Source organism: Pleurocapsa sp. FMAR1 (genome assembly GCF_963665995.1).
Lineage (GTDB): Bacteria > Cyanobacteriota > Cyanobacteriia > Cyanobacteriales > Xenococcaceae > Waterburya.
This window is the reverse complement of sequence record NZ_OY762512.1, coordinates 5,194,066-5,210,027: the sequence shown is the minus strand read 5'-3', so window position 1 is coordinate 5,210,027 and position 15,962 is coordinate 5,194,066. Positions and strand designations below refer to the sequence as shown.

General features: G+C 42.8%; 13 protein-coding genes and 3 pseudogenes. 6 read left to right on the top strand and 10 right to left on the bottom strand.

Going from position 1 to position 15,962, the window contains the following annotated elements; all coding sequences use genetic code 11:
- Positions 1-187: 187 nt before the first annotated feature.
- Positions 188-964 carry an ISL3 family transposase gene (locus SLP02_RS25280; RefSeq protein WP_319423727.1) on the bottom strand — a complete coding sequence of 259 codons (777 nt, stop codon included), beginning with the start codon at positions 962-964 and terminating at the stop codon, positions 188-190.
- A 353-nt stretch (positions 965-1,317) separates the two neighbouring features.
- A pseudogene (locus SLP02_RS25270) lies at positions 1,318-2,142 on the bottom strand (SDR family oxidoreductase).
- 670 nt (positions 2,143-2,812) lie between these two features.
- Between SLP02_RS25270 and SLP02_RS25265 the strand changes: the two are divergent.
- The 5 genes and pseudogenes from SLP02_RS25265 (at position 2,813) to SLP02_RS25245 (ending at position 7,530) form a co-directional block, all read left to right on the top strand.
- The gene (locus tag SLP02_RS25265; protein WP_319423463.1) at positions 2,813-3,265 is read left to right on the top strand and encodes an HdeD family acid-resistance protein; all 453 of its coding nucleotides are present in this window, start codon (positions 2,813-2,815) and stop codon (positions 3,263-3,265) included.
- A 153-nt stretch (positions 3,266-3,418) separates the two neighbouring features.
- Positions 3,419-3,949, top strand: coding sequence for an NAD(P)/FAD-dependent oxidoreductase (locus SLP02_RS25260; RefSeq protein WP_319423462.1), 531 nt, complete (start codon positions 3,419-3,421; stop codon positions 3,947-3,949).
- A gap of 374 nt (positions 3,950-4,323) precedes the next feature.
- On the top strand, positions 4,324-4,896 hold the full coding sequence (locus tag SLP02_RS25255; RefSeq protein WP_319423461.1) for an HAD family hydrolase: 573 nt from the start codon (positions 4,324-4,326) through the stop codon (positions 4,894-4,896).
- A gap of 230 nt (positions 4,897-5,126) precedes the next feature.
- Positions 5,127-5,845 (top strand): IS1 family transposase gene (locus SLP02_RS25250; RefSeq protein ID WP_319418853.1). Its coding sequence is split into 2 segments (ribosomal slippage): positions 5,127-5,415 and positions 5,415-5,845, totalling 720 coding nucleotides; the frame shifts between segments, so codons are not numbered across the junction.
- Between the two features lie 733 nt (positions 5,846-6,578).
- Positions 6,579-7,530: pseudogene (locus SLP02_RS25245) on the top strand (IS630 family transposase).
- 660 nt (positions 7,531-8,190) lie between these two features.
- On the opposite strand, the gene SLP02_RS25240 reads toward SLP02_RS25245, so the two are convergent.
- From SLP02_RS25240 to SLP02_RS25205, 8 genes and pseudogenes are all read right to left on the bottom strand, one after another.
- Positions 8,191-8,340: a hypothetical protein gene (locus SLP02_RS25240; RefSeq protein WP_319423460.1), complete on the bottom strand. Its 150-nt coding sequence runs from the start codon at positions 8,338-8,340 to the stop codon at positions 8,191-8,193.
- A gap of 358 nt (positions 8,341-8,698) precedes the next feature.
- On the bottom strand, positions 8,699-9,190 hold the full coding sequence (locus tag SLP02_RS25235; RefSeq protein ID WP_319423459.1) for a nuclear transport factor 2 family protein: 492 nt from the start codon (positions 9,188-9,190) through the stop codon (positions 8,699-8,701).
- 277 nt (positions 9,191-9,467) lie between these two features.
- The gene (locus SLP02_RS25230) at positions 9,468-10,817 is read right to left on the bottom strand and encodes an MFS transporter (RefSeq protein ID WP_319423458.1); all 1,350 of its coding nucleotides are present in this window, start codon (positions 10,815-10,817) and stop codon (positions 9,468-9,470) included.
- 39 nt (positions 10,818-10,856) lie between these two features.
- The gene (locus SLP02_RS25225; RefSeq protein ID WP_319423457.1) at positions 10,857-11,846 is read right to left on the bottom strand and encodes an aldo/keto reductase; all 990 of its coding nucleotides are present in this window, start codon (positions 11,844-11,846) and stop codon (positions 10,857-10,859) included.
- 96 nt (positions 11,847-11,942) lie between these two features.
- Complete coding sequence (locus SLP02_RS25220) at positions 11,943-12,677, bottom strand: SDR family oxidoreductase (RefSeq protein ID WP_319423456.1); 735 nt, start codon at positions 12,675-12,677, stop codon at positions 11,943-11,945.
- A 358-nt stretch (positions 12,678-13,035) separates the two neighbouring features.
- The gene (locus SLP02_RS25215) at positions 13,036-13,764 is read right to left on the bottom strand and encodes an SDR family oxidoreductase (protein ID WP_319423455.1); all 729 of its coding nucleotides are present in this window, start codon (positions 13,762-13,764) and stop codon (positions 13,036-13,038) included.
- Positions 13,765-13,805: 41 nt separating this feature from the next.
- A pseudogene (locus tag SLP02_RS25210) lies at positions 13,806-13,967 on the bottom strand (3-oxoacyl-ACP reductase); the annotation flags it as partial.
- 21 nt (positions 13,968-13,988) lie between these two features.
- Positions 13,989-14,843 (bottom strand): oxidoreductase, encoded by an 855-nt coding sequence (locus tag SLP02_RS25205; RefSeq protein WP_319423454.1) that lies wholly within the window; start codon positions 14,841-14,843, stop codon positions 13,989-13,991.
- Positions 14,844-15,017: 174 nt separating this feature from the next.
- On the opposite strand from SLP02_RS25205, the gene SLP02_RS25200 reads away from it, so the two are divergent.
- On the top strand, positions 15,018-15,941 hold the full coding sequence (locus tag SLP02_RS25200; protein WP_319423453.1) for an AraC family transcriptional regulator: 924 nt from the start codon (positions 15,018-15,020) through the stop codon (positions 15,939-15,941).
- Positions 15,942-15,962 lie beyond the last annotated feature (21 nt).

Sequence of the window (15,962 nt, the reverse complement as noted above, 5' to 3'; positions counted from 1 at the left end):
TTCAGCATAAAGTTTCTGAATCGTGAAAACCAGAATTCCATTGACTGAAGATACTTTTTGTAAGGAGAAACTTCCTCGTCCTTTATCACTTCGTCCTCTTTCAGGATGTTAACGAAAAACAGTTTTTGCCAATCCCTAAGTGGTGAGCAATTGCTTTTCCTCCATAACCTTCAACTGGCTTCCGTTCTTACGGCAAGTTTGAGAGCTTTTGGTTCGAGCTAATTGGTTGAGCAACTTTTTGATCTTCAATAATCGGACAATTATTGGTCTCATCTTCCACATTCTTCAGTAATGTTCGGTGTTGATTCAACACTACTTCTAACATTTGAGCTAAATTTTGTAGTAAGTGGAAGCGGTCTGCTATTTGAATGGCTTCTGGACATCCTCTTGACGCTCCTTCTTTATAAGCTTTGGCTCTATCTTTGGAGATGATTTCAACCCCAGGATGCTCTTGTAGCCATTCGGCTAAAGTTGTAGCTGTGCGGTCAGATAACAAGTCTATTGGCTGACGAGTTTCCAAATCTACCAAAATAGTACCGTAGGTGTGGCGTTTACGATAAGCCCAGTCATCAACTCCTAAGATTTTTGGGACAGGGTGAGATGGTAATGGCATTTTCATTACTAACCTGAGTAGGGTTTGACGGCTAATTTTTACTCCTAAGTGTTGAGTCAAACGTGACCCTGGTAATCCTCCCTGTGCTAAACCTACTTTAATAAGTTGAATATTCAATCGCTCTGTTCGTCTTGCCCAAGGTGCTGCTATTTTGGGTAATCTCTGTGTGAAAATTCGACGCTCACAATTTGAGTTTGAACAAAATAATTTTCGGGTTGAAAGCTTCAAACAGACTTGATAGTTCCCCCAAGATACATCTAATAGCGATCGCTGATAATTACTATGGACGCGATCGCTTATTGAATTACAAATCGGACAAACTGCCTGTATGCTCTGAGTTTTAACTTGTATCGTTAATTTATTTTCTGTTTCACTGATTGACCAAGATGTTATCTTGAGACAAAAAAATCAGGCAGTAAATGTTGTAATAAACCAGAATTATCCAAGGGCTGAACTTCTAACATAAATCATCATGCTTTTAATTTCTCTTCCTATTTACTCATAAAATGCTTGTCTGATAGACATTATAAATTTTGAAACCATGCTGCATTTCTTAGCGATCGCCTTATTTTCGGTTCACCAAAAGTGTGCAAGACCCCACTTATTTTTGAAAGTTACAGACTTACTCCGAGCTACAAATAACCGCTCAAGTTCCGTTTTCGGCAAAGTTATTTTCATCGACCTCTCCTCCACCAAAACAATTATCAACTAGAGAAAGAGAATACCTGCGATCGTCTGTCGAATAGGCGGACGACCGAGCCACCGCCATGAACTTTAAGCATCTGACCACTAACCCAACTACCTGCTGGCGAGCATAATCAAAGCATCGCGTTTGCAATATCCCTAGGCTGACCTGTTCGACCAGTTAGATTGTCGGGGTGGAACAGCTTTTCTACGGCAAGATCGATTCCAGCATCACCATAGCCAGCCGTCATTACAGTGCCGATGAGGATAGAGTTTACGCGAACCTTTTGAGCCAGCATATGTGCAATCGAAATCATCATCTGGTCTAGGGCTGCCTTTGATGTGCCATAGGCTAGAATGTCATAAGTAGGCACGGCTGATGAAAATGAGCCAGAATTGCTAATGCTCGGATTCTTTGCCTTGAGCAAATGCGGTAGACACTCCATGGACATACGGTAGGCGCTGATTGTGTTGAGCTTGTAAGAATCAATAAACGCTTGGTCAGAAATCGCTGTCGGATAGTCATGGCGATCGCCCCAACCCACATTATTAATAAGGGTCGATATTCCCCCGAACGCCTCTACGGTCGCTGCGACAACCGCATTTATGTCTTCGGACTTCGTTACGTCGCAAGCCATACCAATGCAATGGCTATCTGTTTCTGCTGCGATACTTGCTGCCGTTTCTTTGACTTTATCGCCTTGAAGATCGGCAATCATCACGTTCGCTCCAGCACTGGCAAGCGTCTTGGCTATTCCTGCCCCGATATTTTGTGCGCCACCTGTGATAATGACATGGTGGTCATTCATGCGGAAATCTGCAAAAGCATTAAACTGTTGAGTCATTAAATCTGTTCCTTGTAATAGTGGTATTTATACTGCTCTGCCAATTTTGAGTGAGTCAGGCATGACAAACGAAAGCTAGATTACACCTCTTAAGCAATACAAAAATATCCATCGGTTGCTTGTGCTGTTCAAGCTAAGCAATAGTTATGAAGGACTTATGAGGAAAATTGATAAATGCTAGATTGCAATGTCTGAAAGTCTTTCGCTCTTTTTAACTTGTATTGATGTACGTGGCGATCTCGGCGATAAGGCAAGGTCAAATAATTTATCTTCTCTCTTCTGACCATATTTCTTTTTAGTTGACTGTAAACTCTTATAGCTCGATCACGGTGCATGAATCCTTTTTCTTAAAGCCGATTGAGTATTTTTCAAACACAGTTAGTGCGATCGCTTTACCCCCAAAAATAAGCACTACTCATAAATTCCTCATAACTTTTATCTATTCTTTTATCTGTTAATGAGTGGGGCTAACAAGCATCTCTTAATTTGCCAAGACAGCATCGATCCAATTTCTTGTTGCGATGCCGACCGCTAGCTGAGTCCAAAGGACTTGCTCCGCGACACGCAGTTAGTCCGTGATTGGCAACCGCAATCGCGATTTAAATAGCCAGTCAGAACGCAACTTTTGATAAGACCTGAAGACAAAGACTGAATTAAAAAAGGAGATAAAATGAGAACTCAGGAACGTAAAAGGAATCAGCAAAATTCTGGATTGATCTTGACGATGGGCATTATCATGCTCATGTTAGGAATTATTGCCCTCACTAGCCCTTGCTTCTTGACTTCTATAGCTGTAGAGCTAATGTACGCTTGGCTTTTACTTATTTATGGCATCGTTCAGTTTATTTATGCCCTTAAATCGGGAAATAGAGGAAGAATTCTATTCAAGCTGCTATTTAGTATTATTTCTATAGTCGCTGCAATCTTTTTATTAGTTTACCCACTAGCGGGAGTGTTTACATTAACTCTTGTTTTGGGGTTTTATATTTTTCTCGATGGCGTTTTTCGTGTAGTTCGTGCTTTCCAATTACGTCCTTTGCCCAAATGGGATTGGATTTTGTTCAACGGCATCGTGAGCATTATTCTCGGCATTCTCATTTGGTCACAAATGGCCAACAAGTAGCAACTTGGTTACTAGGAGTATATGTAGGTGTTAGTCTAATTATCAACGGTATTGAAGCAATAATATTTCCAGCTTCAACATCACTGCCAGCAATAGATCTATGACTCGAAAATCGCTACACATTTTTTATTGCAAAAAACAACAATTTTCATCGTGCAGTATCAATTAGTATATCGAGACGAAACTGAAACCCTATCGACTAAAACTACAATTTGGACTGCTGGTAGAGCTAACAATCCTCTAATTGAATCTCTGACGCAGATCGAGGATGAAAGCAAAGATGAACATGGTTCTTTTTTGGTGACTCCCACTCTGCAATTAGTCGATTTTCCCGAAGTGTTTGCAGCAGGAGACTGTGCGACCGTTAAAGACCATTCCTTACCCCCAGTGTCGCAAATTGCCTATCAACAAGGAAAGGGGATTGCTGATAATCTGATTGCCCTATCTAAAAATAAAGAACCTCATTCGGTTGACGCGAATATGCGGAGAACTTTAATAAAATTAGGACTAAACGATGCAGTTGCCAAGTTATTTGACAAAATGTTGATCCAAGGAAGACCAGGAAATCTAATTCGCAACCAGACTTACTTGAATATGCTGCCAATTCCTATGCATAACTTCAAAGCAAGTTCAGAGTGGCTTACTGACGAAATCTTCAATCGTTATCATCATTCATCAAAGTAGATTTTGAAACCGCTTTGTGAAAAGCTAATAGCTCATAGCTTTTCATCGATGCTACACCCAGAAAGAATTTCATAATTAATCGCACAGCTAAATTTTGTTATGGAATTTGAGCGTTTATGATAACCGAAGCAGTACTACCAATTAGTTAGGGCGTGTCATCAATTAGAAAAATGCGCTCGCTTGGGAAAAAATTCTGTTAAATATCAAACTTAAGAGCGAGATAAATTATGCGATTCTAATTCAATGGGCGTTGTAGTGAATCAGAGTATATTTCTTAAACATTAAATACCTAATATTAAATTAGAAAAGCTAATAGCTGACAGCTAAAAGCTAACTAATTAAAAGCGGAGTCTATTCAACTGAAAACGGCTGTAATGATATTTGACAAAATAATAATTTTAGATCTCGATGAAACACTTATCTATGCAACAAAGAAGCCCCTAAAGCGAGTCCAAGACTTTATGGTGGGTTCATATTTTGTATACGTGCGTCCTCATGCTTATTCGTTTATCGATTTTTGTTTTGCATCCTTTTCTGCGGTAGCTGTTTGGACATCTTCTTCAAAAGACTATGCTGAGGAGATAAGCTTGAATTTATTTGGAGACAGAAAAGAAGATTTGGCGTTTATCTGGTCACAAGAGCGATGTGTCCGTAAATTCGATTACAAACGCTATGCGACCTATTGGATCAAAGATTTGAAGAAGGTAAAAAGACGTGGATACCCATTAGAAAAGATGATCATGGTCGATGATTCGCCAGAGAAACTTTATCGACAGTATGGAAATCTAGTGCGCGTTTTTCCATTTGAAGGATTGTTACCAGATGATGAACTAATACATTTACAGCAATATCTTTCTGTCTTGGCCAAAGTTGATAATGTACGCCAGATCGAGAAGCGGGGATGGCGGTCAAAGATGAGCACCAGCAAAATAGAACAAGACTACTAGTATATAAAAGAAGGATTCAAGACTCTGGTTGCCAATGTTCCAGGTGCAATATACCGTTGTGCGAACGATATTTATTGGACGATGGAATTCCTCAGTGATGAAATTACCACGATTTCTGGTTATCGGGCTAGCGATTTTATCTATAATCAAGGGCGATCTTTTAATAGCATTATTGGTAGTCCTAAAGATGTAAGGATATAAAATAGGAAATTGTAGATCATTTGATTTCCATGCCAGTAGATTTGCCATCTTGTCCATCATGTAATTCAGAACAAATTGTTAAAAACGGTCACATTCACAATGGCAAGCAAAATTATAAATGTCGCGACTGTGGTAGACAATATGTGGAAAATCCACAGAATAAAATGATCGACCAACCAACCAAAAACTTGATTGACAAATTACTCTTAGAGAAGATTCCTTTAGCTGGAATTGCCCGAGTTACAGAAGTTTCAGAACCTTGGTTACAGAGTTATGTCAATGCTAAATACGAATCAGTTTCTCAGCAAGTTAAAGTGAGAACAAAAAAAAAGGAAAATTAACGATTCAGTGTGATGAAATGTGGTCATTTGTCGGTAATAAAGCCAATAAACAATGGATTTGGTTGGCTTTGGCTGCAAAAACTAAAGAAATAGTCGGGGTTCATATCGGCGATCGCCGTCGTCATGGAGCGAGAAAGCTATGGCAATCTTTGCCCTCAGTCTATCGACAGTGTGCCGTTTGTTATAGTGACTTCTGGGAAGCCTATGAACAGGTAATTCCTTCAAAACGCCATCAAGCGGTGGGGAAAGAGAGAAAAACCAATTACATAGAACGATTTAATTGCACAATGCGACAAAGAGTTTCTCGATTAGTCAGGAAGACTCTATCGTTCTCTAAGAAAATCGAAAATCAGATCGGGGCAATCTGGTATTTTGTCCATCATTACAACACGTCCTTACATCTTTAGGACTACCAATTAAAATACTTCTCATGGAGAGGGTAAACCAATAAGCCAAGTGGCGACGAAGCGATCAAACATTTATAGTTTAGGCAATAAATTTTTAATTGGATAATAACTTTAAATTTAAGCAAAAAAAAGAGAGGAATCATAGTTTAAAATGTTTCTCTCTAATCTTATTTATATTTAAAAATTGGCGTTGCATACTTGCGGGATGATTTGATAACACTAAAGAATGAAATGTCCTAATTGTCAATCAAAGCAAATTCGTAAACTCGCGCGTTCCTTTGAACTTCGGGTGTGGAACAGCGAGACAGTGTGGTCTTTGCTGCACGGAAATGCCCTGAATTAAAGGGCTGTCTTGGTTCAGTTCTTCAACGGGGGGAAGCCAAGGCGTGTTTTGCGAGACAGTCCGTTGGCGGGGGAACCCCGCTTAAAGGAACTGTCGAGGTTGGGTCAGAGTATTCTGTCCCAAAAACAGCCGTTTGCAACAGACCCAAGCGCTATTCCACTCTCGCGGTGGGGTCACATGCGGAAGTGCGCCTTTGTCCCATGAACAACTGTCTCAAGACAGGCTCTTGGACAGAGAAGGCGCGTTTTGGGGCGAGGAAATGAGAGAAGACCCACAGCTTCGGACAGAAGCAAAGTCATGCGAAAGCATGACGATGGCACATATAGCAATACGTGGCTAGGTTAGGACAAAATTAGCTAAAATAAAAGCGCTCGCCAAAACCGAAAAATAATGCCTGCTCCCTATAGCTACGATTTAAGAAAAAAAGCCGTAGATGCCTGTTCTAGAGGTGAAAAGAAGAGAACTATTTGTCGATTGATGAAAATAAGCCGTAACACCTTAGACCTATGGCTGAAAAGAGAACAAGAAACAGGAGACTTTAAAGCGGTCGCCGAGCGTCCCACCAGAGAAGAGCGAAAAATTCAGGATTTAGAGAGATTCAAACAGTTTGTTAAACAACATAAAGATAAGACACAACAGCAAATGGCAGATTTGTGGGGAGAGAATCTTACCCAGCAAAATATTAGTGATGGAATTAAAAAGTTAGGCATAACCAGAAAAAAAGCGGTCAGACCCCGCGTCGCCGACAGGCGCAAGACAAAGGGCTTGCCCGCATGTACGCTGACCAAGACAAACTTACGGATATCAAGAAACAGATGAAGAGAAAAGAAAAGAATTTCAAGAGCAACTAAAACATCAACAGGCAAATAACCTAGTTTATGTGGATGAAGCAGGATTCGATAACCGAGACGATTATCCCTATGGTTATAGCCCCAAAGGAGAAAGATGTTAGGCACTCAAATCTGGTAAAAGAAATGAGAGAGTAAGTTGGATTGCTGCATTCAAAGAAGGAAAAGTGTTTGCTCCGTTAACTTTTGAAGGGTCATGTAATCGAGATTTATTTGAGACATGGCTTAAAGAAAGTTTGATTCCTCAACTTCAACCTGGAAATATCATTATTATTGATAATGCTACTTTTCATAAAGGACAAAGTATTCAAGAAATAGTAGAAGAAGCAGGGTGCCAGATTTGGTATTTGCCCTCTTATTCTGCCGATCTAAACAAGATAGAGCGTTGGTGGTCGGTTCTCAAAACTTGGATGAAGCAGAGAGTTAAAGAATTTGAGACTGTTAGAGAATGTGTTGATACAGCTTTCAAAAAATGTCCTAACGTATATGCGTAATGCTATATCTCTGGACAACAAAGGACTTGTCCGCATGTAGGGGGTTGAAATAATAGAATAATATTATCTGGTACCTTCAGTTTCTTAGCTGTGTGGATAGTCGCATTATCCAACTGAATTATATGTATCTCGTTTGGGTTTTCTCGGCAGAACTTTTCGAAAAATATTCCCATAACAGCTAAATTAAAATGAGAAAATTCATAGAAGAAACTTCTACCAGTAATAGGCTCGATTAATCCATAAATATAATAGTAATCATAATGCCATTGTCATGTTTGTTGTGGTTTTACTCCTTTTAAGGTTATTTTTCTACCTGTTTGCGTTCTAAAGCCTACTCTTGTTTCAGGCTACGACACCAATAAACTATATCTTTATTGCTAGTTTCTTGATTGTTTATCTGCTTGACTATTCCCTTAATTGTTGGTGGTAAATGTTCCTTAAACGCTTCAATTACACCTGGAGCTTGTTTTTCAGGTTGGGGACGAGCTACTTTTAATTTGCTTTTCAGTTCAGATCTAACAATTCTATGTATTGTAGAATAACTAATCTCAAGAGCTTGACAAATTAAAAGCCATGTTGGGATTTCTTGGTAACTAACAAATCCTTCGGCTTGGGCTAGTTACGGCACGAATTTTGGCTACAGTTTCAAGATCTAATGTCTTACGTGGTTGGATAAGCGTGGGAAACCCAAGCATCCCCCACGCGCTTTTTCTGTCTGACTGTTTTCGGTGGCTCTTCTAAAAGTTTTTCTATTCCACCGTCACGATCTAACTGTAACCAATAATGTATTGTTGATTCAGATCGCCCCATTATTACCTTACCGTCGCTCTGGGTTTAAAGCCTTGCCCTTATAGCTTATAGCCAGAATCACCCGTCATTCATGCGGGTGAGCAGTCAAAATCAAAAACTTTCGCTCTCTGCTTGAAAGCTTTCTACGATAGCATAGTTTAATTATGCAATAGGTCTAATCTTTTCTAGCTTTTGAGTTCGTCACGCCCCCAGAACGACTTCAGCGATCGCAACGGCAGTGCTACTTTATTCGAGGTATCGGCGCAGTTAACTGCGACCGCAATTACGATAGTGTGAACAAGATTGAAACTTATCGTCTGATAATTCGTCATTGCCACCGAAAGCAGGTGATCGCACTGTGAGGTTAGTAAGCGCTATGTTATTCAACTTCTATCTCCAGAACTTTTTCAAAAGCTGGCATATCCAAGAACGCAACAACCTCCGTTACTTTTTCACCCTCGAAAGTAAAAAACCAGGCATAGCTGTTTTTGTACTGTTCACCGTTAATTAAAGTCGCTTCAGCGTCAAAATGAATAATAACAACGTCACCGTCTTCATAAACCTTCCACTGCGTTGGTTTTATAGGCCCTTCTAGGCGCTCATTAAAAGGCTTAATAAGCTTTTCTTCAAAAGGCTTGCGCGTGTAGGTGCCTGCATATTTATTAAAGCCACTAATCGTCCAGCGCATATCCTCTGACAAAAGCTCGAAAGGGGAGCTAGTACCCTCTTGCCATTGCTGAAAACTCTTCTCGACAATAGCCTTTTTACTTTGCGCCGTCATTTCATTTTGAACAGAAGTTTGTCCCGTAACGCTACAGCTTAGCGTAAAAACAAGCACCATAACCGCTAAGAAACGAAATAGTTTAATCATTATAATGTCCTTTCTTGTTTATCGGAGTTATTCAGAGATATCAGTAGAATAGGTAAGCTCGCTCCATTGTGAAAAATGCCTCATAATTTGACTGGTTCTCTTTAGAATGCACTGGCCGTCGCTCGAACAGTAACTTCATTTTTATTCCAACCCTACTCTATCATAATCACTGTGGCTTAGTACTAGACAGTTTTCTACTTGATCGCGCCTAGCTACTCAACGAGTTTAGTGAGCAAAAGCTAGCAAGATCGCATCTGCCTATATTCAAATCGTTTAATTAATCAGAATCCTGTTCAATGGGTCGCTGACTATCGCCTCGGTTTTTAAAAAAGTAAATAGTCGCGATCGCCATCAGTCCCAGGCTCAATCCGCAAACCCCAGCCCAGCCCCAGTGGCTCCAGCCATAAGCCCCTAAAAATGAACCGAGCGCACCGCCAACAAAATAGAACGTAACATAGACGGCATTCAAGCGACTGTGGATCTCTTTGGGCAGCTTATAGATGCTGGTTTGATTGGAAATTTGGGTGACTTGTACGCCTAAATCAAGTAGGATAACTCCCACCACCAATCCCCAGATTTGATAGCCCAACGTCCAAAATAGGATAAAGGAAAAGGCGGTAGTCACAATCCCAAACCCAAGCGTGAGCCGAGGGCTGCGACGGTCGGCGAATCTACCTGCAACTGGGGCCGCCGCCGCGCCGACTACACCGACCAGCCCAAATAAACCCACAACGTCGCTACCGTAATGGTAGGGCGGCTGCTCCAACAAAAAAGCTAAGGTACTCCAGAAGGCGCTGAAGGCTCCAAACGTCATGGCTCCAATTAGTGAAGCCTGCTGAAGTCTGGGCTGGGTTTGCATTAAGTGAATGAGCGATCGCATCAGCCGAATATAGGACGTTTGCAGCGACGGCTGGCTGAGCGGCAGCACCTTTGCCATCACCACTGCCAGCATCAGCATCAGGCCGCTGGCTATCCAATACATCGCTCGCCAACCCAAGCTGGCGCCCACAAATCCGCTCACCGTCCGCGCCAGCAAAATGCCAATAAGCAGCCCACTCATCATCGTACCTACAGCTTTACCCCGCTTATGGGGCTTTACCAGCTGAGTTGCAAAAGGAACGATCACCTGCGCGGCAATCGTGGTGACGCCAATCGCCAAGCTGGCGACAACGAGCCAGGTCAAGCTTGGCGAAACAGCAGCCAGGGCCAGCGCCACAGCCGTCAGGCCCATCATAATCACAATTAGCCTGCGCCGCTCTAGCAGATCGCCCATCGGGACGAGCAGCAAAATACCCAGAGCATAGCCGACCTGAGTCAGGGTAGGAATGAGGCTCACTGCGCTAGCTGAGGTGTTGAAGTCCTTGGCTATCAGGGTGAGCAGGGGCTGATTGTAGTAGAGGTTAGCGACTGTAATGCCACCGGCGATTGCCATAATCGCCAGTAAAAAAAACTGCTGACTATCTGAGCGTTTTGCTTCCATAAGGTCGGCTCCGAATTTTTGAATTTGTTCTGAGTTAATCAGGGTCAACTTAAAGTAGTCACTGATGGCTTTACACCCGCTTAGTTCTTGAATGAGTTCATCAGTAGGTCTGACATAGCTGAACTCTAAATACACTCCTAACTTCAAAAGAAGAAGTTACAAACTGCAATCGCGGTGTCGTTTCACCTACGATTGATCGATGGTGTTCATCATCTTTTCGCTGTAGCGATCGCCAGATGCCACTCCTACAGGTGCTATCTGATTGAGTTGGTCGAGCATCTCACGACTCAACTCAATCTCAGCCGCCGCCGCGTTTTCTTCCAGGTAAGCGATCCGTTTTGTTCCTGGAATCGGGGCAATGTCATTTCCTTGGTGCAGCAACCAGGACAAGGCAATCTGGCTGGGCGATGCGTTCTTTTCCTGGGCGATTTGTTTGACGCGATCGACCAGCTTCAGGTTGAGGTTGAAGTTCTCCCCTTGAAAACGTGGATCGCTGCGGCGGTAATCGTCCTCAGCAAAGTCTTCAAAGCGCTTGATCTGACCTGTAAGAAAGCCTCGTCCAATGGGACTATAGGGAACAAACCCGATTCCAAGCTCTCGCACGGTAGGTAATACTTGAGCTTCCGACCCGCGTTCCCAAAGTGAATACTCGGATTGAAGCGCACTGATTGGATGGACTGCATGAGCGCGGCGAATCGTGTTTGGGCTTGCTTCGGAAAGTCCCAGATATCGAACTTTGCCTTGCTGAACCAGTTCAGCCATTGCTCCTACGGTTTCTTCGATCGGGACTGCTGGATCAACCCGATGTTGATAGAACAAATCAATGTAGTCAGTGCCTAGACGCTTAAGTGATTCGTCACAGACTTTGCGAACGTGTTCAGGTTTGCTGTTGAGTCCCCATCTTACGCTGCCGGAGATATCAAAGCCAAACTTAGTGGCAATCACAACCCGATCGCGTCGCCCTTGAATAGCACGACCGACAAGCTGCTCACTGGTGAATGGGCCATAAACCTCTGCGGTATCGAAAAATGTGACGCCAAGCTCAATGGCGCGGTGAATCACGGCGATCGATTCCTGCTCATCAGCTTTACCGTAGGCGTAATTCGTCAGCCCCATGCATCCGAGACCTAGGTCTGAGACGGTTAAGCCTTGGGTTCCAAGTGTTCGAGTCTTCATAAATTCTCTCCAAAAAATTGTAGGTTTCATTCAGTCTTGATTCACGGCTTCCACCGACTTCAGCACGATTTGCACATATTCGGTGTCGGCTGCCGCTTAGCCGCTTTGTCCGATCGGTCGGACGATAATCTCATTTACATCCACATCGGCTGGCTGCTCGATCGCAAAGGCAATTGCACGAGCGATCGCATCCGCCGGGATAACCGCCGCGCGGAATTTCTCCACCCACTGCGCTGCCTGAGTATCGCTGATCGTGCTGGTGAGTTCAGATTCGGTATTTCCGGGTGAGATAATAGTGACCCGAATATCCGGCGATTCCTGCCGCAATCCCTCGGAAATCGCCCAGACTGCGTACTTGGTTGCACAGTACACCGCCGCCGTAGGAGAAACGGCATGTCCCCCGATCGATGACAGGTTAATAAATTGCCCAGAGTGCTGCTGCTTGAATGTAGGTAGGGCAGCGGCGATGCCGTGAAGGACGCCACGAATATTTACATCGATCATGCGGTTCCATTCGTCAATCTTCAATGCCTCCAACTTGGAGAGCGGCATCAAGCCTGCATTATTGACCATGACATCAATGCGACCAAACTTATCTTTGGCAAATTCCACAAAGGCTTTTACATCTTCAAGACTGGTAACATCTACAGCTTTAGATTCTGCTGTGCCACCTTCGTTACGAATCGCTTCGACAATCTTTTCTAGCTTTCGGGTGCGCCGTGCGCCCACAACTACCTTGGCATTGTTTTGGGCGAGCAACTTAGCGGTAGCTTCACCGATGCCGCTGCTAGCTCCAGTGATGGCAATAACTTTGTTTTCTACGTTTGACATATATAATTTATAATTTTGCTAATTGTTTTTGTTGGTTTAGATTAACGAAACATACCGCCAGAAATTTCTATTCTTTGAGCGTTGACCCATTGGTTGTCTGAAGAGAGTAAAGATGCGATCGCATATATTTAAGATTATTCGAGTGTGAAGACAATCTCATGCTCGCCTGCTGACGTATAGGGGGCTTGGGTTAACTTCCAGTGCAACCTCTGGTTCTGGCTGCTAGGCTGAGGTATTTGAAGGATTCGGCATTTTAATGACCTCTTATTCACTGATGACCTTATGAATTTATCTGTTGAAGGGTTTCTTGTTTAACGCTACTAAATAGTTTTAACTGTTCAGCACCTTTGCCAACCAGTTACCAGGGAATTTCTCCATCATCATCGAGGAATTTACCAGTAGGTGGATGCTCCATCATGGCAAGCTTAACGATAATTGTCGCTCCTTGTTCAACTGTCCGAGGTGCTGCGTCTGTGCCTAGATCTGTCTGAACCCAGCCAGGACAGATTGAATTGATGCGGATCTGCTCGGGCAAAAGGTCTTTAGCTAGAGCGACCGTTAAAGCATTGAGTGCACTTTTTGAAGCGTTATAAGCAGATGTATTGGTTTCAGAGTACATACTGTCTGGGTTGGTCATTGAGCCTAATGAACCCAGTGTCGATGAAACGTTCACAATCTGACCTACTACCGCCTTTTTCAACAGTGGTAGAAAATAATGAATGACTCCAAATGACCCAAATACATTCGTCTCAAATGTATCCTTGAGCATGCTAACCTCCAGTAAGGAGGGTCGAATCCCTAATGAATACTCAGGAAAGATCCCGGCATTATTAACTAGAACATCGACTTTTTCCCACTTTTTAGTAACCATCTCAGCAGCAGATTGAATCGACTGCTCATCTATAGTATTAAGCGGCACAAAGTGGACATCAGAGCTTCCTGTACGTAGTTTTTTTGCTGCTGCTTCCCCTCGCTCTGGGTCACGCGCTCCCAGTAGGACAATAAACCCATTGTCTGCAAGTTGTCGTGCAACCTCGTACCCAATTCCTTTGTTTGCACCTGTGATGAGAACAACTTTTTTCGTCATTATGGTTTTGACTCTTAATTTATTGCTTAAATTAGTTTGAATTAAATAGACTGACCGCTGGAGACTTCAATTCTTTGAGCATTAACCCAGCGGTTGTCTTCAGAGAGTAACGCTGCGATCGCACCTCCAATGTCATCTGGCACGCCAACACGACCTAACGCCGTTTGCGAGGCGATGAAGTCATTATTGGTTTGATTTTCCTTGCTGCTGAATTATGGTAAACTTCATGACATTTCTCGAAAGTCTGTGCTTTTAGACACTTCCTGCCAGTCATTCAAAATTCCTGTCAGAGATTGAATGTTGGCTCGCGTCCGCTCTAGTGCATCCGATCCCATCACTAAGTGTAAAGGTGGATTGTCAGCCTCAACGACTTTAATGATTGCCTGTGCGCCCAACGTCGGATCGCCAAGCTGTTTGCCAGTTATATCAGCTAGATGCTGCAAGGCTTCGCCACTTGTTGGCAGATAATCAGCAATTTTTGCTGGGCTGTTACTGATGGAGCGATCGCTGAGAAAATCTGTTCTAAATGCACCGGGTTCTACCAATGTGACTTTAATGCCCAATGGCTCAACTTCCTGTGCCAGTGATTGTGAAACCCCCTCTACGGCAAATTTAGCGGCGGCATAAAGACCCGAACCTGCCATTGGGGCTAGTCCTGCGATCGAAGAAATATTGATAATGTGACCGCTACGCTGTTGTCTTAGACGGGGAAGTGCAGCTTTAATGAGCTGAACTACGCCGAAGAAATTCACATCAAACAGATGCTTCATTTCTTCATCGCTAGATTCTTCGATCGCGCCTAGCAAACCGTACCCAGCATTATTGACAATCACATCTAAGCGCCCATGTAATTGATAAGCAGCTTCTACCGTTTGGCTAATTTGCGCTGTATCGGTTAACTCAAGTCCCAAAATTTTTAGCTGGTCAGAATCTCCCTTAATATCTGCTTTCCCGCTCCTTGTTGTTCCAATCACAATGTCACCTTGATCTAGCACAGCTTGAGCCAGTGCTTTTCCAAGACCACGAGAAACGCCTGTGATTAACCAGATTTTTTTACTTTCACTTTTTGCATTAGACATACTGATTTTCCTCTCTTCTATTTATTTTCAATCTATGTTCATCGTAGGTTTGAATAACTGTTTTTTAAATACATAAAACTCGCAGCTCATTGCCTAATTCTCTCAAATACGCCATCTATAAGGATATATTTTTTTTATAATGGGCTATGTAGCTAAACTTGTTGAGAATTAAACATGACCATTAAAACATTGGAGCATGAGACGACTATTGACAAATGCAAACAGATGGCGATATTAATTTCCAAGCACACCGAAGGCAAAGGCGATGGTATCCACGCCACAGAAATCGCTCATCTTGAGTTTAGTCGCCAATCCGATACTCTGAAAACACTAGCGAGCGTTAGCGGACCGATTTTAGCTATTGTGGTTCAAGGTCAAAAAAAAGTATTGCTCAATGAGTCTACTTATCACTATGGTACGGCTCAGTATCTAGTTGTTTCAGTTGATTTACCCCTTTGTGGATATGCCACCGAAGCCACACCAGAGCGACCGTATTTAGGATTTAAGCTGACTTTAGATCCCGTTCAACTCTGTGAGATTATTACTCAAACTCGTTCTAACTTGCTCAAGAAAGATTCAGTTCCAGGCTGGTTTATCAGTAATGCCCAGCCACCCTTAATTGATTGTGCCATCAAGCTAACTCAACTTTTGGATACACCACAGGATATTGCTTTTTTAGCACCAGCGATTATCCGTGAAATTTACTACCGTCTTTTGATGGGCGAACAAAGCGAAGCTGTTCGTCAGGTGGCGACATCTGGTAGTAATATGCAGCGTATTGCCGAGACAATCAAATTAATTAAGGCTGATTTCACTAAACCAATGCGGATTGAAAATCTTGCCGAATATGCCAATATGTCTTCTTCTTCTTTTTATCGCCATTTCAAGGCAGTTACTTCTATGAGTCCACTACAATATCAAAAACAATTAAGATTATTAAAAGCGCGTCAACTAATGCTGGCAGAAAATGCTGATGCAGCCAGTACTGCTTATCAGGTGGGTTATGAAAGCACTTCGCAGTTTAGTCGCGAGTATTCTCGTATGTTTGGTGCGCCTCCAATCAAGGATATTGAACGTTTACGAGTTGCTACTGTTTGAGGCGATCGAGCGACAGTTGTT

Excerpts from the sequence above, each read along its gene's own strand:
- SLP02_RS25265 (WP_319423463.1), top strand. The coding sequence starts at position 2,813 with ATGAGAACTCAGGAACGTAAAAGGAATCAGCAAAATTCTGGATTGATC.
- SLP02_RS25255 (WP_319423461.1), top strand. The coding sequence starts at position 4,324 with ATGATATTTGACAAAATAATAATTTTAGATCTCGATGAAACACTTATC.
- SLP02_RS25240 (WP_319423460.1), bottom strand. The coding sequence starts at position 8,340 with ATGGGGCGATCTGAATCAACAATACATTATTGGTTACAGTTAGATCGT.
- SLP02_RS25235 (WP_319423459.1), bottom strand. The coding sequence starts at position 9,190 with ATGATTAAACTATTTCGTTTCTTAGCGGTTATGGTGCTTGTTTTTACG.
- SLP02_RS25225 (WP_319423457.1), bottom strand. The coding sequence starts at position 11,846 with ATGAAGACTCGAACACTTGGAACCCAAGGCTTAACCGTCTCAGACCTA.
- SLP02_RS25220 (WP_319423456.1), bottom strand. The coding sequence starts at position 12,677 with ATGTCAAACGTAGAAAACAAAGTTATTGCCATCACTGGAGCTAGCAGC.
- SLP02_RS25215 (WP_319423455.1), bottom strand. The coding sequence starts at position 13,764 with ATGACGAAAAAAGTTGTTCTCATCACAGGTGCAAACAAAGGAATTGGG.
- SLP02_RS25205 (WP_319423454.1), bottom strand. The coding sequence starts at position 14,843 with ATGTCTAATGCAAAAAGTGAAAGTAAAAAAATCTGGTTAATCACAGGC.
- SLP02_RS25200 (WP_319423453.1), top strand. The coding sequence starts at position 15,018 with ATGACCATTAAAACATTGGAGCATGAGACGACTATTGACAAATGCAAA.